The sequence below is a fragment of the Nocardioides cavernaquae genome (assembly GCF_003600895.1).
GTDB lineage: Bacteria > Actinomycetota > Actinomycetes > Propionibacteriales > Nocardioidaceae > Nocardioides > Nocardioides cavernaquae.
Window position 1 is genome coordinate 295848 of sequence record NZ_QYRP01000002.1, and the last position, 20062, is coordinate 315909.

The window sequence follows — 20062 nt, forward strand, 5'->3', positions numbered from 1 at the left end:
ATGCCTTCTGGGTCTCCTTGGCGCGGCACCCAACCGAATCCTCCCGGTCCGCATCTGAAGGGGTGAGAATCAACCAGGAGGATCGATGCCCGCACCCCCGTCGGATGAGGAATACACCGCGTTCGTGCACGCGGCGTGGCCGTCGCTTTACCGCACGGCGTACCTGCTCCTGGGTGATCACGGCCTCGCCGAGGACCTCGTGCAGACCGCACTCGCGAAGACCTACGGCTCCTGGCGCAACGTGCGCAACCTCGAGGCTGCAGGTGGCTACGCCCGGACCACGCTGATCAACACGGCCTCGTCGTGGTTCCGCCGGCCCTCCTGGCGACGCGAGCTGGCGCACGAGGAGATCATCGGCGCCTCGCACGAGCCCGACCCGAGCGACCGGCCCGCCGTTCTCGATGCCCTCCGCACCCTGGCTCCGCGCCAGCGGGCGGTGATCGTCCTTCGCTACTACGAGGACATGAGCGTCGCCCAGGCCGCGGCCGCCCTCGGCTGCTCGCCGGGCACCGTCAAGAGCCAGACCTCCGATGCGCTCGCCCGCCTCCGCACCGTGCTCGGCGACGCCGTTGTCCCGATGGGAGCCCTCCATGACTGAACGCCTCTCCACGTTGCTCCACGAAGGCGCCGAGCAGATCGCCGTCCCTCCACCGTCCGCCGCCGAGATCCTGTCCCGCGGCCGGTCACTGCACGGGCGCCGGCGGATCACATCCATCGGCGCCGGCGTGGCGGCGGCCCTCGTCCTCGTCGGCGGCACTGCTCTCCTCGTGCCCGACCGCGCCCCCGAGGACAGGGACAGCCTCGGCATCCTGGCGCCTGCGGTGCCGATCGATCCCGATGGCTGGGCAGTCGCGCAGGGCTCGACGATCCACCTCGGCAGCGGCACGACCAGCACCGTGACCGGCAAGGTCAAGGCGATGTACTACACCTCCGCCGGCGTCATGGTCCGCACCGGCAGGACGGCGTACACCGAGGGCGACCGCACCTCCAACTACTTCGTCCTCGCCGGCGACGGGACGGTCCGCGACTTCGCACTCGATCTCGGGGACCTCAAGCCGGGCACCGACCCGACGCTGCCCTACCTCGCCTACTCGGTGAAGGGCGATGACTCGAAGCACTGGGAGCTCCTGCTCCGCGACGTGCGCACCGGAAAGGTCGCCACCCGGGTTCCGTACGAGGGAGCCTTCACGTGGGGTGGCTGGAACGCTCCCCCCGTCGCACTGTCGGGTGACTACGCGTACGTCGGCATCGACGACGCCACCCTCGCGATCAACTGGCGCACGGGCGCGGTGAAGACCGCCAAGGGCCTCTTGCCGAGCCGCATGCCGACAGTCGCTGGTGGTCGGGAGCTCGTCGATCCACGGAACGACGAGCAGGGCGGGGTCCGGGAGCTCGAGTCCGATGACGCGGTCACCGAGAGCTACACGGTGCTCGATGCCGTGACCGGCGAACGGGTCGGCGGATTCGACATCACCGGCACGGTCCTCTCGACTCCGTGGCCACAGCTGGCCCCTGACGGGCAGCACGTGTTGCTGACCCCGATGGCGATGTGCAACGAGGACAACGAGTGCCACTACGAGGACCCGAGCACCACAGTCCTGGACGTCGAGACCGGGGCGTCGCGCAGATTCACCATCGGTGACGGCACCTTCGGCTGGAGCCCGGACGGGCGGTTGCTGCTCGTCACCGGCACCGAGGTCACGTCCTGTGACGCCGACACCGGGGAGTGCAGGACCACCCCGGTGAAGATCGACGGCACCGGCCCGATCCGGGTCAGCGGCAACGACAACGAGTCCTGACGCAAATCAAGGTGAAGACTTTTCGTCAGCATGTGACGAAAAGTCTTCACGTTGATGCAGGTGCTGGCCGGACCGGAGACCTCAGCCCTCCAGCGCGGCCCGGCCACCCTCGAGCAACCGCTCGAAGGCAGCCTCGTCGAGGATCGTGAGGCCGAGCTCCTCGGCCTTGGCAGCCTTGGAGCCGGCGTTCTCACCCACGACGACGTAGTCGGTCTTCTTCGACACCGAACCCGACGCCTTGCCTCCGCGGCTGATGATCGCCTCCTTGACCGAGTCGCGGGTGAAGCGCTCGAGCCCACCGGTGACGACGACGGTCAGTCCCTCCAGGGTCTGCGCGATCGACTCGTCACGCTCGTCCTCCATGCGCACACCCGCGGCGGCCCACCTGTCGACGATCTCGACGTGCCAGTCCTCGGTGAACCATTCGATGACGGCCTCACCGATGACCGCGCCGACACCATCGGTCGCTGCGAGCTCGTCGGGCGAGGCGGCGCGGATCGCATCCATGGAACCGAATCGCGTCGCCAGCGCCCTCGCGGCCGACGGCCCGACGTGACGGATGGAGAGCCCGACCAGGACGCGCCAGAGCGGGACCGCCTTGCGCTCCTCGAGGTTGGCCAGCAGTTTGGCGCCGTTGGCGGTGAGGACCCGCTCCCCCGCGCCTGCCTCGACCTCGGCCTTCTTCGCTGCGCGGGTGAACAGCGGGACCTGCACCAGCTTGTCGGCCGTGAGGGAGAAGACGTCGCCCTCGTTGGCGACGACTCCCGCCTGGTGCAGCGCGACGGCCGCCTCCCAACCGAGTCCCTCGATGTCGAAGGCCCCGCGCCCGGCCACGTGGTTGATCCGCTCGACCACCTGCGCCCGGCAGCCGCGGTGGTTGGGGCAGCGACGGTCCTTGTCGCCGGCCTTCTGCTCGACGAGATCTGTCCCGCAGGCGGGACACGACGTGGGCGGAACCCACTCCGGCAGCCCCTCGGGCCGCAGCGCCAGGACCGGCCCGAGGATCTCGGGAATGACGTCGCCGGCCTTGCGCAGGATGACGGTGTCACCCGGGCGGACGTCCTTGCGGGCCACCTCGTAGAAGTTGTGCAGGGTGGCCATCTCGACCGTCGACCCCGCCACCTTGGTCGGCTCCATGCGTCCGAACGGAGTCACCCGGCCCGTGCGCCCGGTGTTGACCAGGACGTCGAGGAGCTTGGCGTGCACCTCCTCGGGCGGGTACTTGAAGGCGATCGCCCAGCGCGGGGCGCGACTGGTCGAGCCGAGCCGGCGCTGCAGCCCGACGTCGTCGACCTTGACCACGACGCCGTCGATCTCGTGGTCCAGGACATCGGCGTCGTGACGGTGCTCGCCGTAGTGCGCGATGTAGTCACGGACCTCGGCGAGCGACTCGAGCACCCGCACCTTGTCGGAGATCGGGAGCCCCCAGGCAGCCAGGGCTGCGTAGGCCTGCGACTGCGCCACCGGCTCGAAGCCCTCGCGTGCGCCGATCCCGTGGCACACCATCGTCAGGCGCCGTGAGGCGGTGACGCGCGGGTCCTTCTGCCGCAGCGACCCGGCGGCGGTGTTGCGGGCGTTGGCGTAGAGCGGCTTGCCCGCCTCGGCCTGCGCGGCATTGATCTCCTCGAAGACCAGGGCCGGGAGGTAGACCTCACCACGCACCTCGACCAGGGCAGGCACAGGGAACTCCGGAGATCCGGTCAACCGGTGCGGCACCGCTGCGATCGTGAGCACGTTGGGGGTGACGTCCTCGCCCGTCGTGCCGTCACCTCGGGTGAGCGCCCGGGTCAGGACTCCGTCGGTGTAGAGCAGGTTGATCGCGAGACCGTCGACCTTGAGCTCGCACAGCAGCGCCGGTGACGTGCCCGCGTCACGCACCACACGGTCGTGCCAGGCGACGAGCTCGTCCTCGGAGAACGCGTTGTCCAGGCTCTCCATGCGCCGGAGGTGGTCGAAGGACGCGAAGTCGGTGAACGCCTTGCCCATGACGCGCTGGGTCGGGCTGTCGGGGGTGATCAACTCGGGGAACTGCTCCTCGAGCAGCTGGAGCTCACGCAGCATCTCGTCGTACTCGGCGTCAGCGAGGGGCGAGGTGCCGTCGCGGTAGTAGCGGTCGGAGGCGTCCTCGATCCGCGCAGACAGCTCACGGTGCCGCTGCGCCGAGGGTTCGGTCGCGCCGGTGCCGGTCAGGTCGGGGCCAGTCGAACTCATGAGGGACATCTTGCCGTGCACCGGTGACATCGCGCGCTCCCGGAGGAGATGCTGGCCGGCCGGGGCAGGACCAATCCGGATGACGCCCCGTGGCGAACAACCACCGCGAAAGGAGCCGCCCGTGCCCAGGCCCCTGCTCACCCGCTCAGCGCCTTCCGAGCGACCCCGAGCGGTCGCGCTGGTGCTCCACGGCGGAGCAGTGCACTCGACCCGCCCGGTCGACGGCCGCAGTGCGTCGTGGCAGCGCGCGCGGATGCTGCAACAGGCGATCGCGCCTCAGCTCCACGAACACGGCGTCGCCGTGTGGCTGCTGCGCTACCGGGTGCGCGGCTGGAACGACGTGCACGACCCCTCGCCCGCTCCCGACGCCCGCTGGGCCCTGGAGCGGGTCCGCACGGAGCTCGACGTCCCTGTCGCACTCGTCGGCCACTCGATGGGTGCCCGCACGGCCGTCCGCGTCGCCGACGATCCGGCAGTCGTCGGGGTGGTCGGGCTCGCCCCATGGCTGCCCGGCGACGAGCCGGTGCGCGCGTTGCGAGGCCGGGACCTCGTGGTCGGCCACGGTCGTCGCGACCGGATCACGTCGTTCGCTCTCAGCCAGGCGTACGTCGAGCGCTCGCGTGCCGTCACCCGGTCATCCGCCTTCCACGACCTGGGCCAGCTGGGCCACTACATGCTCCGGGACCGCGACCGGTGGCACGGTTTCGCGACGGAGTCCGTGCTCGACGTCCTCGGTCGCTGAGACCGGTCGGCCCAGTCGCCGCTGCGCGACGGGCGCTCGGCCCGGATCGTCAGCACGTTGCTCCGCTGTGTGGTTGTGGGCGGCCCGGAGAGTCCGCCATCTCTGCACATGGCGAGTGTGACCAGCGATCTCAAAAGTTTTCCCGGAGGTACCTCCCCAGAGGTTGACGACACATGAAACGATGCCGTACCGTTTGATGAAACGAAACCGTTCCGTATCATCTGCCCGGGAGAATCCATGAATGCCACCCCCAGCCACGAGCCCGGCTCCCGGCCGCGCGTCGAGGGCGACCGGGAGCGAGAGATCCTCGAGGCGACCCTCGAGCTGCTCGCCGAAGTGGGCTACGACCGGCTGACGATGGACGGAGTGGCCACGGCGGCCAAGGCCTCCAAGGCCACGCTCTACCGCCGGTGGACCAACAAGGTCTCACTGGTCATCGACGCGCTCCTGCTGCAGAAGGCCGCCCCCGAAGTGCCCGACACCGGGTCCTTCCGCGACGACCTCCTCGCGGCGTACTGCGGTCCCGAGGGGATGATCCAGCCCCAGGCGATCGCGGTGTTCACCAGCGTCATGACCGCGATCCAGCGCGACCCCGAGTTCGGCGCCGAGTTCCGGGAGAAGGTGATCGGTCCGAAGATCGCGGTCTCGACCGCGATCTACTCCCGGGCCAAGGCACGCGGCGAGATCCGTGCCGACCTCGACGTGGACCTCTTCGGTCCCGCACTTGCGGGCATCTGCCTGCACCGGGCCTACGTGCTCGGAGAGCTTCCGGACCGGGCCATGATCACCCGGATCCTCGACCAGATCATCGTGCCCGCCGCGATGAACCCCGCCTCCCCTGAGAAGGATTGACCATGTCCGAACAGACCCTCTCCACGCCTGAGGAGGAGCGCTCGTCCACCGGGCACACCAACCTCGGCTGGGCGCTCGTCCTCATCTGCGTCGCGCAGCTGATGGTCGTGCTCGACGCGACCATCGCCAACATCGCGCTGCCCTACATCGGCATCGACCTGAACATCTCCCAGGCCAACCTGACCTGGATCGTCACGGGCTACGCACTCGCCTTCGGTGGCCTGCTTCTGCTCGGCGGCCGGCTCGGTGACCTCTTCGGCCGCCGTCGCATCTTCGCTCTCGGCCTGGTCGTCTTCGCGGTCGCGTCGCTGCTCGGCGGCATCGCGACCAACGAAGGCCTCCTGCTCGGCGCCCGTGCCCTCCAGGGTCTCGGCGCGGCGCTCGCCTCCCCCGCAGCGCTGGCCCTGATCACCACGACGTTCCCCGCCGGCCCGCAGCGCAACCGCGCGATGGCGATGTACGCCACGATGTCCGGCGTCGGCGCCGCGATCGGCCTGATCCTCGGCGGCTGGCTCACCGGCCTCGACAGCATCTTCGGTGCTGACATCTCCGGCTGGCGGATGACCTTCCTGATCAACGTGCCGATCGGCATCGGCGCTGCGATCCTGGCCTACTTCGTCATCGAGGAGTCCGAGGCGAGCGACGGCACCCTGGACGTCCCGGGTGCGATCACCGGCACGCTCGGCCTGCTCGGCATCGTGTTCGGCCTCTCCCGCGCCGGCGAGGCCGACTACGGCTGGGACCACTGGCAGACGATCGCGTCCCTGGTCGCCGGTGCTGGCCTGCTCGCGCTCTTCATCGTCATCGAGAGCCGTGCCGCACACCCGCTGCTGCCGATCCGGATCCTCACCAACCGCACCCGCGCCGTGAGCTTCCTGGCGATGATGATCGCGCCCGCTGCGATGTTCGCGATGTTCTACTTCCTGTCGCTCTTCATCCAGCAGGTCATGGGCTACTCCCCGCTCCAGGCCGGCTTCGCGTTCCTGCCGTTCTCGTTCGGCATCGTGATCGGCGCGGGCCTCGCGTCCAACTTCGCCGGCAAGGTCGACCCGCGCTACCTGGCCGGCATCGGCACCCTGCTTGCGACGTTCTCGCTGTTCATGTTCTCGCGGATCAGCATCGACGACTCCCCGGCCGGCGTCCTCAAGGCGCTCGCCGCTGGCGACACCGCCGGCACGGGCGTCAACTACTGGGCGTCGATCTTCCCCTACATCGTCATCATGGCGATCGGCATGGGCCTGGTCTTCGTGCCGATGACCCTCACCGCGGTGCACCACGTCGCCGACGAGGACTCGGGCATCGGCTCGGGCGTGCTCAACACGATGCAGCAGGTCGGCGGCGCACTCGGCCTGGCCACGCTCAGCACGGTGGGCCTGCACTTCTTCAACAACCGCTCGGCCGAGGTCAGCGGGCAGCTCGCCCAGGGGCTCACCCAGGCCGGGATCGACCCGTCCGCGACGATCCCGGGGGCGAACATCTCGTTCCTGGAGGGCGCGATCTTCCAGGCCTCCTTCACGGAGTCGGCCACGGCCGGCTTCTTCGTGGGCGGCTTCATGATGCTCGCTGCGTCCCTGCTGATCTGGACGCTGCTGAACGTCAAGCACGAGGAGCTCGCCACCGACGGTCCGTCGGGCGTCCACGTCGGCTGATCGACGTACGACGAAGCGCACTGCGGCGCGGTCACTCCCCGTTCGGGAGTGGCCGCGCTTTGCGTTGGTCGCTCGGTCAGTCCTGGAACCAGGTCAGCTTCTCGCCTGCGGAAACGAGCTCCGGCGTGGTCTCGACACCGACTCCGTCCGCGGCACCAAGGCCGGACAGCATCGCCTGGACCCATCGGATGTGGTCCCTCCGCTCGGCCTCGAGGAACCACTCGTGCGTGATCGCATCGACTCCGGCCCCCTCGAGCCAGACGTGCACGGAATGCGCGTCCGTGGAGTAGAAGGTGCCGGACAGGCCGTCGCGCCCCGCGTGGACCGTGCCGTCCCAGGGCCAGCAGGTCAGGGTCGGCTGGCACCGGGTGATGTCGTCGCCCGCCTCGCCGAACACGGTCACGTGCAGTGTGAGCCCGTGGCGCAGCCCGAGCGCGATGCCCCACCCATCCTCCACCGCACCACCGGGTTCGACGAAGGTGTCGGCGCGACCGCTGCGGATCAGCCTCGGTTCGCCCGCTCCGTCGAGAAACTCCTGAACCGCCGCCGCGAGGGCGCGCGGCGTCGTACGCGGGGCAGGGTCGGGCTCGCGCAGGGCCGTCGGTTCCACTCGCGATCCCTCGACGCCGTCACGAGCCAGCTGCTCCCCCGCCTCGACTGCGGCCGTCGTGGTCTCGAGGGCAAACGCGGGATCGGTGACGATCTCCTCGAGCTCGTTGAGGTCGAACGGGAGCTCGGTTGCCCGCGGATCGCCATCGATCCCGATGCCCTCGAAGTCGACTGACCGCAGCTCACCGTCCCGGACCACCCAGACGGAGAGGGTGCCGGGGTTGTCCTCGCCGCCGTCCTGCCAGGTCAGCGTCGCCGCGCCGAGCTCCACGCAGTCGCGTTCCGAGCAGACCGCCACGCCCTCGCGTGCCGGTTGCACCTGCACGTCGAGAGTCCAGTCGGGATCAGGCTTCCAGCGCAGCAAGCCGCCGATGGACGGGTCCTTGGTGCCCACGTCGTCTATGGGTGCGCCTGGCTCCCGGTACTCGATGGAGTACGGCTGCGGCGTCAGGTGGCTGAGGGCCACGGCCACGACGGCCTCCGAGGTTGCCGGCGCCGGACCACCCGCGTGCAGGTCCGATGCCGTGGTGCCGCATCCCCCTGTCAGCCCGGCGACCAACGCAGCCGACCCCAGCACCACCCATCCCCGTTGCCAGATCATCTCCGCATCAAACAGCACGGCACCGGGACGGGGAAGGAGCGGACGTCAGCCGACGTGTGCGGAGGCCTGCTGCAGCAGCTCGAGTGACCGACGCGCCCACGTCGGCGACGCACCGGCCAGCCCGCAGCCGGGGGTCATCACCAGGCGGTCGGTCGGCTCGAGACCGAGCATGTCCAACCAGCGCAAAGCCTTCTCGGCAACGGACTTCTCGGTCGGCACCGTCGAGGGATCCACCGACGGGACGAGGCCGAGCAGGACCCGCTCCCCCGCCTCGAGCGTCGCCGCCAGCCCGTCGTACGACGCTGCGCCGATCACATCGAGGTCGGCCGAGATGCCGCGGGCGCCAGCTCCCCGGAAGAGGTCGATCGGGACGTCGGCGGCGCAGCAGTGGGCGATCGGAACCGCGCCCGCATCCGAGATCGCGGAGAAGACCCAGCCAAGCACCTCGGAGGCCTCGGGTGGGTGCACGGTCCGGTGACGGCCGAACCCCGATGCGGTCGGGACCGCACCGGCCAGCACGGACGGGAGCGCCGGCTCGTCGACCTGGACGAGGAGCTCGGTGGCCCCCGGGAGACGCCTGCGCAGGTCGGCGATGTGGTCCTCGAGCCCGGCCGCGAGCGCCTGGCCGAGGTCGCGACGGGCGCCGTGATCGGAGAGCACCCGGTCGCCGCGCGGCTTCTCGACGGTCGCGGCCAGGGTCCACGGTCCGGCGACCTGCACCTTGACCGGTCCGTTGTAGCCCTGCGTCAGCTCCTCGAAGACGTCAAGGTCGCGCCCGAGCAGTGAGCGCGCGCGGCGGTGGTCGACACCGGACGACGGGGTGAGTCGCCAGCCCGCGGGCTGCAGGTCGGCGCCGAGCTCGGCCACCAGCGCCAAGGTGCGGCCAGTCATGTTCGCAACGGCACCGCGGCCGGGAAGCTCGGGCAGGAATGGGAGGTCGGGGACGGAGTCGAGGACGACGCGCACCGCCTCGCTGAAGTCGCGGGCGTTGTCGATCTCGGAGCCGAGCGGCTCTCCCCCGGGCATCGATCCGATGCCCGTGGCGCCTGCGCTCATGCGGAGACCGTGCGGGATGTGGTTGCGATCGTGGCTGAGCCGACGACACGCGAGCCCTCGTAGATGACGACGGCCTGGCCGGGTGCGATGCCGTAGGCCGGATCGAGCAGCTCGACCGCCACGTCATCGCCGGCGACGACGACACGGGCCCGGTGCTCAGCGCCGTGCGCCCGCAGCTGGACGGTCACCTCAGGCCCTTGGAGAAGCGACGGAACGGTGCCGCACCAGCGCGGACGGATGCCGGTGAGGGCGTCGATCCTCAGGTCCTCACGCGACCCGACGGTGACCGTGCCCTGCACGGGCGAGATGTCGAGGACGAAGCGCGGCTGGCCATCGGCGGCGGGGTGCCCGATGCGAAGGCCCTTGCGCTGGCCGATGGTGAACCGGTGCGTGCCCGCGTGCTGGCCGAGCACCTCGCCGGTCGCGTGGTCGAGGATGTCGCCGCCACGGTTCAGCGCCTGCTCCCCCAGCTTCTCGTCCAGCCAGCCACCGTTGTCGCCGTCCGCGACGAAGCAGATGTCGTGGGAGTCCGGCTTGTCGGCGACCAGGAGGCCGCGGCGCTCGGCCTCGCGGCGTACGTCGGGCTTGGTGGAGTCACCGAGCGGGAAGAGCGAGTGCGCCAGCTGATCCTGGGTGAGTACGCCGAGGACGTAGCTCTGGTCCTTGGCGTGGTCGACCGCGCGATGCATCTCGACCAGCCCGTCGGCCCCGGTGCGCAGGTTGGCGTAGTGACCGGTGGCCACCGCGTCGAAGCCGAGCGCCAGCCCGCGGTCGAGCACTGCGGCGAACTTGATCTTCTCGTTGCAGCGCAGGCACGGGTTGGGCGTGCGACCGGCGGCGTACTCGGAGAGGAAGTCCTCGACGACCCCCTCGTGGAACTCCTCGCTCATGTCCCAGACGTAGAACGGGATGCCGATGACGTCAGCCGCACGACGCGCGTCGTTGGCATCCTCGATCGTGCAGCAGCCCCGGGCGCCGGAGCGGTAGGACTTCGGGTTGCGCGAGAGCGCGAGGTGGATGCCGGTGACGTCGTGGCCTGCCTCGGCGGCGCGCGCCGCCGCAACGGCCGAGTCGACGCCCCCGGACATGGCAGCAAGGACCCTCACCGGCGGACTCCGGCGGCGCGGGCACGTTCGACGGCGGGGCCGATGGCCGCGACGACCGCGTCGACGTCCTCGGGGCTCGAGGTGTGGCCCAGGCTGAACCGCAGCGAGCCGCGGGCCTCCTCGTCGTCACACCCCATGGCGAGCAGCACGTGGGAGGGCTGCGCAACACCGGCGTTGCAGGCCGATCCGGTGGAGCACTCGATGCCCTGGGCGTCGAGCAGCATCAGCAGCGAGTCGCCCTCGCACCCGGGGAAGCCGAGGTTGGCGTGGCCCGGCAGCTGGTGGTCACGATCCCCGTGCACGCGGACGTCCGGCACGGCCGCGAGCACGCCCGCAACCAGCGCATCGCGCAGGCCGGAGAGCCGTGCGGCCGACTCGGCCTGCTCCTTCACGGACGCCTCGACCGCAGCGGCGAAGCCGGCGATGGCGGGGGTGTCGATGGTGCCGCTGCGGATGTCGCGTTCCTGACCTCCGCCGTGCGCGAGCGGGGTGAGCGCGAGCTCGCGGCGTACGACGAGGGCGCCGACGCCGAACGGGCCGCCGACCTTGTGACCGCTGACCGTCATCGCGTCAACACCGCTGCGGGCGAAGTCGACCGGCACGGAGCCGAGCGCCTGCACCGCGTCGGTGTGCACCGGGATGCCGTAGCCCTTCGCCAGGGCCACGACCTGGTCGATGGGCTGGAGCGTGCCGACCTCGTTGTTGGCCCACATGACCGACACCAGGCCGACCGACTCGGGGTCGACCGCGATCGCCGCAGCCAGGGCAGCCACGTCGAGCCGGCAGTCCTCGTCGACGGGAAGCAGGGTGAGGTCGGCACCCTCGTGCTCGGCCAGCCACTGCAGCGGGTCGAGGACGGCGTGGTGCTCGACGGCGGTCGCCAGGACCCGGGGTCGCTGCCGGGACCAGAAGAGGCCCTTCAGCGCGAGGTTGTCGGACTCGGTGCCACCGGAGGTGAAGACCACCTCGGTCGGCCGGCAGCCGATCGCCTGCGCGATCCGCTCACGCGACTCCTCGACCACACGGCGTGCGGACCGGCCGGAGGCGTGCAGCGACGAGGGGTTGCCGACGGCGGACAACTGGGCCGTCAGCGCCTCGATCGCCTCGGGCCGCATCGGCGTGGTCGCGGCGTGGTCGAGGTAGACGCGCCGGGTATCGGTGCTGTTCATCGCAGCCCCACGTTACGCCGCGGGCCCAGCGGCCAGCGCGAGGTCCGCCACCAGCGCCAGGTGGTCGGAGCCGGGGAGCGTGTGCACGCGCGTGTCGGTGGCCCGAAGGGCAGTGCCGACGAGTACGTGGTCGATCGCGGCGACGGGCACGGGCAGCCCGCGGGTTCCGCCCTGCGGCCAGGTCGGCTGCCAGCCGGCGCCACTCGCCTCGGCGGCGTCGGTGAGACCTGCCTCCGCGAGGAGCTGCCGGAACGAAGGGTGGTCCAGCGTCGCGTTGAAGTCTCCCAGCGCGAGGTCGGGCTTCTCGGCCTCCGCGAGCCTGGCCAGCTTGCGCTGCTCGCCCAGCCAGCGTGGAGAGAACGGGTACGCCGGGTGCACGCCCCAGACCCGCAGGCCCCGGAACGTGAATGCCCAGGAACCGTGCTCGGTGACGATCGGCTCCGCATCGGTGAGCGGCGTCGTCGCGAAGATCATCGTGCCGCGCGCACCGGGCGTGGCGAGCCCCGCGGAGTGCGGGAGGAGCGCCAGGAGACCGCGGTCCTCGAGAGCAGCCTGGGCGTCCGCGGTGATCTCCTGGAAGACGACGAGCTCGGGCCGCTCCGCCTGGAGCATGCGCATCACGGCATCGGGGTCGGCGTCACCGAAGCGCAGGTTGGCCGTGATCACGCGCAGGCTGGCGTCGCCGGAGTGGGCCGCAGCCGTCCAGACGGGCACCTGGCGCATGACACCGGCCGCGAGCGCCAGGACCACGACCACGACAGCCGGCGCGAGCACACGTCGTCCGAGGGATCCTCCGAGCGGGACCACCAGCAGCAGGAGCGCAACCACGAGCAGCGGGAGGGCGAACGGGGAGAACGCCTGCATCGCGACCACGGCCGGGAAGCCCGAGGTGACGAGCACGCTGCCGAGCAGCAGCGCCGAGGGCGCCGCGAGGGCGAGGACCAGCAGCAGCCGGCCACGGCGTACGACGGTGCGGACCGTCACAGGATGACCATGTCGTCGCGGTGGACGACCACGCGGCCGTAGCCGGGGCCGAGGTCGTCCCTGAGCTGCCTCGACGAGCGCCCGACCAGCGCGGGGACCTCGGCTGCGTCGAAGTTGACCAGCCCGCGAGCGACTGGGCGACCGTCGGGGTCCACGAGGTCGACGGGGTCGCCGGCTTCGAAGTTTCCCTCGACGCCGGTGAGACCGGCAGCGAGCAGGGAAGCACCGCGAGAGACCACCGCGCGCACGGCGCCGGCATCGAGCTCCAGCCGGCCCTTGGGCTCGGTCGCGTGCGCCAGCCAGAGCAGACGGGTGGGACGGCGCTTGCCGGTGGCGTGGAAGTGGGTGCCGACGCGCTCACCGGCGAGGGCAGCGGACGCGTTGTCGGCGGAGGTGAGCACCACCGGGATGCCGGCGCCGGTCGCGATGCGTGCGGCCTCGACCTTGGTCACCATGCCGCCGGTGCCGACGCCCGCCGCACCGATCGACCCGGTCTTCACGTCGGCCAGGTCGGCCTCGCCCCGGACATCGCTGAGCATCGTGGTGCCCGGGGTGGCCGGGTTGCCGTCGTACAGGCCGTCGACGTCGGAGAGCAGCACCAGCAGGTCCGCGTGGACCATCTGGGCCACGAGGGCAGCCAGGCGGTCGTTGTCGCCGAAGCGGATCTCGTGGGTGGCGACGGTGTCGTTCTCGTTGACGACCGGGACGACACCGAGGTCGAGCAGCTGGGCAAGCGTCTGGTGGGCGTTGCGGTAGTGCGCGCGACGCGTCACGTCGTCGACGGTCAGCAGCACCTGGCCGGTCACCAGCCCGTGGCGCGCGAACTCCTCGGTGTAGCGGTGCACCAGCAGCCCCTGGCCCACCGACGCAGCAGCCTGCTGCGCGGCGAGTCCGCGGGGACGGCGGGCAAGCCCGAGCGGCGACAGGCCCGCCGCGATCGCACCGCTGGAGACCAGCACCACCTCGGCACCGCGTGCGCGCACGGCGGCGAGTACGTCGACCAGGCGGCGTACGCGTGCGGGATCGATGCCGCCGGCCGCGGTGGTCAGGGACGACGAGCCGACCTTGACCACGATGCGCTTCGCGTCCAGCACCTCCGACCGGTGCTCGAGGTGTCCTGCCATCAGCTCTTCGCGTCCGGGTCGGACTCGTTCCAGTCGGGGTCGTCGGCGGAGCCGATCTCGTAGGACATGGGGCCGACGTTGGGCCGCGCCTCGCGGTCCAGGCGGCGGGCGACATCGGCGCGCGTCTCGTTCTCCGCGCGCTCGTCCATCGCCTCGTGGATGTCACGACGACGCTGGTTGGCCGGGCGGTCCTCGCGCAGGCGCTGGTCCTGACCGCGGCGACCGAGCATCTCGCCGGCACCTGCGTCGAGGCCGGGCTTGTAGTCGAAGACGACCGCGTTGTCGGTCGCGCCGATGATGACCGCGTCACCCTCGACGGCGCCCATGTCACCCAAGCGCTTCTCGACGCCCAGGCGGCTGAGCCGGTCGGCGAGGAAGCCGACGGCCTCCTCGTTGCTGAACTCCGTCTGGCGGATCCAGCGCTCGACCTTCTCGCCCTTGACGCGCCAGCCGTCGGGCGTCTCGGTGATGGTGAAGTCGTCCTGCCCGTCCACGCTGCGCGGGCGGATGATGACCCGGGCTGCCTCGGTGACCGGGCGCGCCGCACGGGCCTTGGAGACGATCTCGGCCATCGCGAAGGTCAGCTCCCGCATGCCCTCGCCCGAAGCGGCGCTGACCTCGAAGACCCGCAGGCCACGCTCGCGCAGCTCGTCGACGACGAAGCCGGCGATGTCACGGCCGTCGGGCACGTCGATCTTGTTCAGGGCGATCAGGCGGGGGCGGTCCTCGAGACCGCCGTAGCGCGCGAGCTCACTCTCCATGATCTCGAGGTCGTCGACCGGGTTGCGGCCGGGCTCGATGTTGGCGGTGTCGATCACGTGCAGCAGGGCAGCACAGCGCTCGATGTGGCGCAGGAAGTCGTGGCCGAGACCACGACCCTCAGCAGCGCCCTCGATCAGGCCCGGCACGTCGGCGACGGTGAACGTCGTGTCGCCCGCGGTCACGACGCCGAGGTTCGGGACCAGGGTCGTGAACGGGTAGTCGGCGATCTTGGGCCGCGCGCGGCTGATGCTCGCGATGAGCGAGGACTTGCCCGCGCTCGGGAAGCCGACCAGACCGATGTCCGCGACGACCTTGAGCTCGAGGCTGACCTCGACCTCCTCGCCGGGCTCACCGAGAAGGGCGAAACCGGGCGCCTTGCGCTTGGCGCTGGCCAGCGCGGCGTTGCCGAGGCCGCCGTGGCCACCGCGGGCGATGACCATCTCGGTGCCGGCGCCGGTCAGGTCCGCGAGGAAGGTGCCGTCGCGCAGGGTGACCACCGTGCCGTCAGGGACGGGCAGGATCAGGTCGGAGCCGTGGGCACCGTTCTTGTGGTCGCCAGAGCCGCCGCTGCCGTTGGTCGCGCGGCGCTTCGGGCTGTGGTGGTAGTCGATCAGCGTGGTGACGTCGGGGTCGACGCGAAGGATCACGGAGCCGCCGGGACCACCGTTGCCACCGTCAGGTCCACCGAGAGGCTTGAACTTCTCCCGGCGTACCGACGCGACGCCGTGGCCGCCACGACCTGCAGCGATGTGCAGGGTGACCTTGTCGACGAATGTCGGGACTGCCATGGGAGAGAACCTCTCGGAAAAGCAAAAGTTGGGGAAATGCGAGCAGGCGCCCCCGATTCTAGGGACGCCTGGCTCTGGAGCTGCAGTGACGCGTCAGTCACTCACCCGGGAGGATGTTCACGACACGACGGCCGCGCTTGGTGCCGAACTGCACCGCGCCGGCCACCAGTGCGAACAGGGTGTCGTCGCCACCGCGACCGACGCCCGAACCCGGGTGGAAGTGGGTGCCACGCTGGCGAACGATGATCTCGCCCGCGTTGACAGCCTGGCCGCCGAAGCGCTTGACGCCGAGGCGCTGGGAGTTGGAGTCGCGACCGTTCTTGGTGGACGCGGCGCCCTTCTTGTGTGCCATGAGTTCAGTCCCTGATTTCTCTGGAAGTTCTGGAGTACGTCGCGACGCCGTCAGGCGTTGATCGCGGTGACCTTGACCTGGGTGTACTTCTGACGGTGACCCATGCGCTTCTTGTAGCCGGTCTTGTTCTTGTACTTCTGGATGACGATCTTCGGGCCCTTGGTCCCACCGAGAACCTCGGCGGTCACGGAGGCCTTGTCGAGACCGGTCGCGGAGACCGCCTCGCCGTCGACCAGCAGGACGACCGGGAGGGTCACCGACTCACCGACAGCCGTCGTGATCAGGTCGATCTCGATGACGTCGCCCACGGCAACCTTCTGCTGCTTGGCGCCAGCGCGCACGATCGCGTACACCGCGGTCTCCTTCGGTCTCTGCTTGAAAACTTGGTCCTGGGGCTCGCCTGTTCGGGGCCGCACAGGGAAACGGCGTGCTGATGCACACCGAGGGTCAATACTACGGGTCCCGGCCCGCTCACCGCAAAACGAGAGAGCCGGGGTCCGTCGTCAGCGCTTGCGAGCGCCCTTCTTCTTGATCGGAACGTGCAGCTCGACCGGGTGCTCACCGTGCTCGGCAACCTCCGCGTCGGCGGCTGCCTCAGCGGACGGCAGCACCTCGTCGAGGGTCATCGGCGCGGGCTGGCTCGCGCCCGCTCCAGCCGGACGGGTGGCGGCACGGCGGGTGCGAGTGACGACCCGGGGCGGCTCCGGCGCGGCGACAGGCACCGCGTCGGCAGTCACGACCGGCGCAGCCACGACGATGGCCACCGGCTCGAGCGAGATGCCCGCGGTGGAACCAGCCGGGCGGCTCGCCGTACGACGGGTACGCGTGACCACTTTGGGCGACGTGTCGACCGGAGCAGGGACCTCCACCGGCGCCTCGACAACCGGCGCCTCGACCGCGGGGGCCTCGACAGCAGGCGTCTCGACAGCTGCTTCGGCTGCGGGTGCCTCCATCGGGGTGTCGGCGACAGGCGCCTCCACCTGGGCGGCGCCAGTGCCAGTCTCGGCGGGCGCCTCGGCAGCAGGCGTCTCAGGCGACTGCTCCGCGACACGACCGGCCTGACCCGCATTGCGGTTGCGATTGCGGTTGCGGCTTGGACGTTCGGCGCCAGCGGTCGACTGCTCGTCGGCGGTGGCCTCGTCCGCCTGGCTCCCGGCGCCTGCCGTGGCCTGGTTGTCGCGTGCCGCAGCGTCGCGGGCCGCAGCCTTCTGCTCGGCCTCAGCCACCTTCTCGGCGGCCTCCGCGCGGGCCTTCAGCACGTGGGCAGGGACCTCGTCGGGGTACTCCGAGACCGCCGGGGCGGGGTGCGCCTGGGCGATGTCCTTGGGGGTCGGCGTGGAGGCCTGGGCCTCACCCTGGTTGTCGCCCTGGTTGCCCTCGTTGCCGCCGCGACCGCGGTTGCGGCGGTTGCCGCTGCGCCGCTCGCCGCCACCGTCGTCGGTGCGCTTCGGCTCGATCGGCATGTCGTGCGTGATGTGTCCGCTGCCGCTGCAGTGCTCGCAGGTCTCGCTGAACGCCTCGAGCAGGCCGGTGCCGATCCGCTTGCGCGTCATCTGCACCAGACCCAGCGAGGTCACCTCGGCGACCTGGTGACGGGTGCGGTCACGACCGAGGCACTCGACCAGGCGACGCAGGACCAGGTCACGGTTCGACTCGAGCACCATGTCGATGAAGTCGACGACGATGATGCCGCCGATGTCGCGCAGCCGGAGCTGGCGCACGACCTCTTCTGCGGCCTCGAGGTTGTTCTTGGTGACCGTCTCCTCGAGGTTGCCACCGGAGCCGGTGAACTTGCCCGTGTTGACGTCGACCACGGTCATGGCCTCGGTGCGGTCGATGACCAGCGAGCCACCGGAGGGCAGCCAGACCTTGCGGTCCAGGCCCTTGGCGATCTGCTCGGAGACGCGGTAGTCAGCGAACAGGTCGCCGTCGGCGGCGTCGTACTGCTCGAGGCGCTCCTCGAGGTCCGGCGCGACGTGGGCGACGTACTGCTGGACGGTGTTCCAGGCGTCGGTGCCCTGGATGACCAGCTTGGAGAAGTCCTCGGCGAAGAGGTCGCGGACCACCTTGAGCGTGAGGTCGGGCTCGCCGTAGAGGAGCTTGGGGGCGTTGCCGATCTTGGACTGCTTCTCGATCTCTTCCCAGCGCGCCTTGAGCACCTCGACGTCGCGGGTGAGCTCGTCCTCCGAGGCACCCTCGGCGGCCGTGCGCACGATGACGCCAGCGGTGTCCGGGACGATCTCCTTGAGGAGCGTCTTCAGGCGCGAGCGCTCGGTGTCCGGGAGCTTGCGCGAGATGCCGCTGGTGGTGCCGTCGGGCACGTAGACCAGGAAGCGTCCAGCCAGGCTGACCTGGCTGGTGAGGCGGGCGCCCTTGTGGCCGACCGGGTCCTTGGTGACCTGGACGAGCACGGACTGGCCGCTGGAGAGCACCGACTCGATCTTGCGCGGCTGGCCGTCCCGGTGGCCGAGGGCCGACCAGTTGACCTCGCCGGCGTACAGGACCGCGTTGCGACCCTTGCCGATGTCGATGAACGCGGCCTCCATGGACGGGAGCACGTTCTGCACGCGGCCGACGTAGACGTTGCCGATCAGGCTGGTCTGCGACTCGCGGGCCACGTAGTGCTCGACGAGCACCTTGTCCTCGAGCACGGCGATCTGGGTGAGGTCGTCGCGCTGGCGGATCGCCATGACCCGGTCGACGGCCTCGCGGCGGGCCAGGAACTCGGCCTCGGAGACGATCGGGGCGCGGCGACGGCCGGCCTCGCGACCGTCACGACGGCGCTGCTTCTTGGCCTCGAGGCGGGTGGAGCCGGAGATCGAGGTGATCTGGTCCTCGCCCGTGCGGCTCGGGCGGACCCGGGTGACGGTGTTGGGGTCGTCGGTGTTCTGGGCGCGACCCTCGCCGTCACGGACCCGGACCCGGCGACGGCGGGTGGTGCCACCCTCGCCCTGCTCGTTGTCGTCGCCCTCCTCCGAGGCGGCGGCAGCGGCCGGGGCGGACTCGTCGTCGCCCTCCGACTCGCCTGCGTCACCGGAGTCGTTGCTCTCGCCGGGCTTGCGGCGGCGGCGACCGCCACGACGACGACGGCGGCGGGCGGCAGAGCCGGGGCCGTTCTCCGTGCCGTCCTCGTTCTCGTCGTTCTCGGTGCCGTCCTCGTTGGCGTCGGCGGCGTCCGTCTCGGCCTGGTCTGCGTCCTTCGCCTCGGCGTCGGCGGGCCTCTTCTGGCCACCACGGTTGCCCTGGCCACCCCGGTTGCCCTGGCCTCCACCCTGGCCGCCGCCCTGGCGGTTGCGGGGCGCGCGCTGCGAGGTGGACTCGCCAGCGCCGTCGGTCGCCTCGACCGCAGCCTCGGCGGCGTCGCCCACGGCATCGGTGGCGATCTCCTCCACCGCGGTCTCTGCGGCGGCAGCCGGCTTGCGGTTGCGCGTGCGCGGGGCGGTGGTGGCGTCGGGCGCCTGGAAGAGTACGGCGGCGGGTGCTGCGGCACGGCGCGAGCGCGCGGCCGGCTTCTCCGCAGGCTGCTCGGCAACTGCGCCGGCATCGGCCGGAAGATCGAGCGGGAGCGCCTCGGCGTCCACGGCGGGGGCTGCAGCGGTCTTCCTGGCTGCGGCGGTCTTCTTGGCGGCCGTCTTCTTGGCTGCGGTGGTCTTCTTGGCAGCTGTCTTCTTCGCTGCCGTCTTCTTGGCGGGGGCCGCCTCGGCAGCGTCGGCCGGAGCCGGCTCGACCGTGGCGTCGACCTGCGCGTCAGCCTCGGCCGGAGCGGCCGCCGCCTTCTTGGCAGCCGTCTTCTTCGCCGCAGTGGTCTTCTTGGCAGTGGTCTTCTTCGCAGCCGTCTTCTTGGCGACGGCCTTCTTGGCGGCCGTCTTCTTGACCGGTGCGGCGGGGGTCTCGACCTCGGCGGTCTGAGCCTCGTTGTTGTTCTCGGTGACCTCGGGGGTCGTGTCCGGAGTGGTCTCGTCGAGCATGTGCGCTCCTCGACCGGAGTCCTGGTGGAACCGGTCATTCTGTCCGGCGCTCGCCGCCCGGGGACCGGGCCACGGCGCGAAAGCCTGCGTGTGGCGGCGAGTCCCCCGCTCGGGGTGCGTCAGCTGTGCGCGTCTGGTCACCTGCCGCGGTCAGCGGGACGAGAGCACCGCTGTCACCAGTGCCCAGGGCCGCGTCGCGGTCTGGTGACGACCTTCACCTCTGTGCCGGCGGACCGGCGAGAACGTCGTCGGGTCTCTGTGACGCGGGGGTGACCGCGAACACGTCGACC

Annotated in this window: 16 protein-coding genes; 5 read left to right on the forward strand and 11 right to left on the reverse strand. The window is 70.7% G+C overall.

What is annotated here, in order from left to right; all coding sequences use genetic code 11:
• Positions 1 to 85 precede the first annotated feature (85 nt).
• Together D4739_RS01515 and D4739_RS01520 are read left to right on the forward strand one after the other, a co-directional pair.
• Complete coding sequence (locus D4739_RS01515; protein WP_120058954.1) at positions 86 to 598, forward strand: SigE family RNA polymerase sigma factor; 513 nt, start codon at positions 86 to 88, stop codon at positions 596 to 598.
• Entirely contained in the window at positions 591 to 1799 is a 1209-nt protein-coding gene (locus D4739_RS01520) for a hypothetical protein (protein ID WP_120058955.1), read from the forward strand. Before D4739_RS01515 ends, D4739_RS01520 begins: the two co-directional genes overlap by 8 nt.
• An 81-nt stretch (positions 1800 to 1880) precedes the next feature.
• Here D4739_RS01520 and ligA read toward each other — a convergent pair whose 3' ends face one another.
• Entirely contained in the window at positions 1881 to 4019 is a 2139-nt protein-coding gene (gene ligA, locus D4739_RS01525; RefSeq protein WP_120061657.1) for an NAD-dependent DNA ligase LigA, read from the reverse strand.
• Between the two features lie 112 nt (positions 4020 to 4131).
• On the opposite strand from ligA, the gene D4739_RS01530 reads away from it, so the two are divergent.
• The 3 genes from D4739_RS01530 (at position 4132) to D4739_RS01540 (ending at position 7253) form a co-directional block, all read left to right on the forward strand.
• Entirely contained in the window at positions 4132 to 4752 is a 621-nt protein-coding gene (locus D4739_RS01530; RefSeq protein WP_220699204.1) for an alpha/beta hydrolase, read from the forward strand.
• Between the two features lie 237 nt (positions 4753 to 4989).
• A complete protein-coding gene (locus D4739_RS01535; protein ID WP_120058957.1) occupies positions 4990 to 5604 on the forward strand; it encodes a TetR/AcrR family transcriptional regulator in 615 nt (204 codons plus the stop codon).
• A gap of 2 nt (positions 5605 to 5606) precedes the next feature.
• Positions 5607 to 7253, forward strand: a complete 1647-nt coding sequence (locus D4739_RS01540; RefSeq protein WP_120058958.1) for an MFS transporter — start codon at positions 5607 to 5609, stop codon at positions 7251 to 7253.
• Between the two features lie 76 nt (positions 7254 to 7329).
• Here the strand turns inward: D4739_RS01540 and D4739_RS01545 are convergent, their stop codons facing one another.
• The 10 genes from D4739_RS01545 to D4739_RS01590 all read right to left on the reverse strand — a co-directional run bounded on the left by D4739_RS01545 (position 7330) and on the right by D4739_RS01590 (position 19772).
• Entirely contained in the window at positions 7330 to 8463 is a 1134-nt protein-coding gene (locus D4739_RS01545) for a hypothetical protein (RefSeq protein WP_147384751.1), read from the reverse strand.
• Between the two features lie 45 nt (positions 8464 to 8508).
• The gene (locus D4739_RS01550; RefSeq protein WP_120058960.1) at positions 8509 to 9519 is read right to left on the reverse strand and encodes a uroporphyrinogen decarboxylase/cobalamine-independent methonine synthase family protein; all 1011 of its coding nucleotides are present in this window, start codon (positions 9517 to 9519) and stop codon (positions 8509 to 8511) included.
• Positions 9516 to 10625 (reverse strand): tRNA 2-thiouridine(34) synthase MnmA, encoded by a 1110-nt coding sequence (gene mnmA / locus D4739_RS01555; protein ID WP_220699205.1) that lies wholly within the window; start codon positions 10623 to 10625, stop codon positions 9516 to 9518. Before mnmA ends, D4739_RS01550 begins: the two co-directional genes overlap by 4 nt.
• The gene (locus tag D4739_RS01560) at positions 10622 to 11794 is read right to left on the reverse strand and encodes a cysteine desulfurase family protein (protein WP_120058962.1); all 1173 of its coding nucleotides are present in this window, start codon (positions 11792 to 11794) and stop codon (positions 10622 to 10624) included. Before D4739_RS01560 ends, mnmA begins: the two co-directional genes overlap by 4 nt.
• 12 nt (positions 11795 to 11806) lie before the next feature.
• Entirely contained in the window at positions 11807 to 12778 is a 972-nt protein-coding gene (locus D4739_RS01565) for an endonuclease/exonuclease/phosphatase family protein (RefSeq protein ID WP_120058963.1), read from the reverse strand.
• Entirely contained in the window at positions 12775 to 13902 is a 1128-nt protein-coding gene (gene proB, locus D4739_RS01570; RefSeq protein WP_182920260.1) for a glutamate 5-kinase, read from the reverse strand. The genes D4739_RS01565 and proB overlap by 4 nt, the downstream gene beginning before the upstream one ends.
• On the reverse strand, positions 13902 to 15452 hold the full coding sequence (gene obgE, locus D4739_RS01575; protein WP_120058964.1) for a GTPase ObgE: 1551 nt from the start codon (positions 15450 to 15452) through the stop codon (positions 13902 to 13904). Before obgE ends, proB begins: the two co-directional genes overlap by 1 nt.
• 97 nt (positions 15453 to 15549) lie before the next feature.
• A complete protein-coding gene (gene rpmA, locus D4739_RS01580; RefSeq protein ID WP_120058965.1) occupies positions 15550 to 15804 on the reverse strand; it encodes a 50S ribosomal protein L27 in 255 nt (84 codons plus the stop codon).
• A gap of 50 nt (positions 15805 to 15854) precedes the next feature.
• A complete protein-coding gene (rplU, locus tag D4739_RS01585) occupies positions 15855 to 16157 on the reverse strand; it encodes a 50S ribosomal protein L21 (protein WP_120058966.1) in 303 nt (100 codons plus the stop codon).
• Positions 16158 to 16307: 150 nt separating this feature from the next.
• Positions 16308 to 19772 carry an Rne/Rng family ribonuclease gene (locus tag D4739_RS01590; RefSeq protein ID WP_120058967.1) on the reverse strand — a complete coding sequence of 1155 codons (3465 nt, stop codon included), beginning with the start codon at positions 19770 to 19772 and terminating at the stop codon, positions 16308 to 16310.
• Between the last annotated feature and the right edge of the window lie 290 nt (positions 19773 to 20062).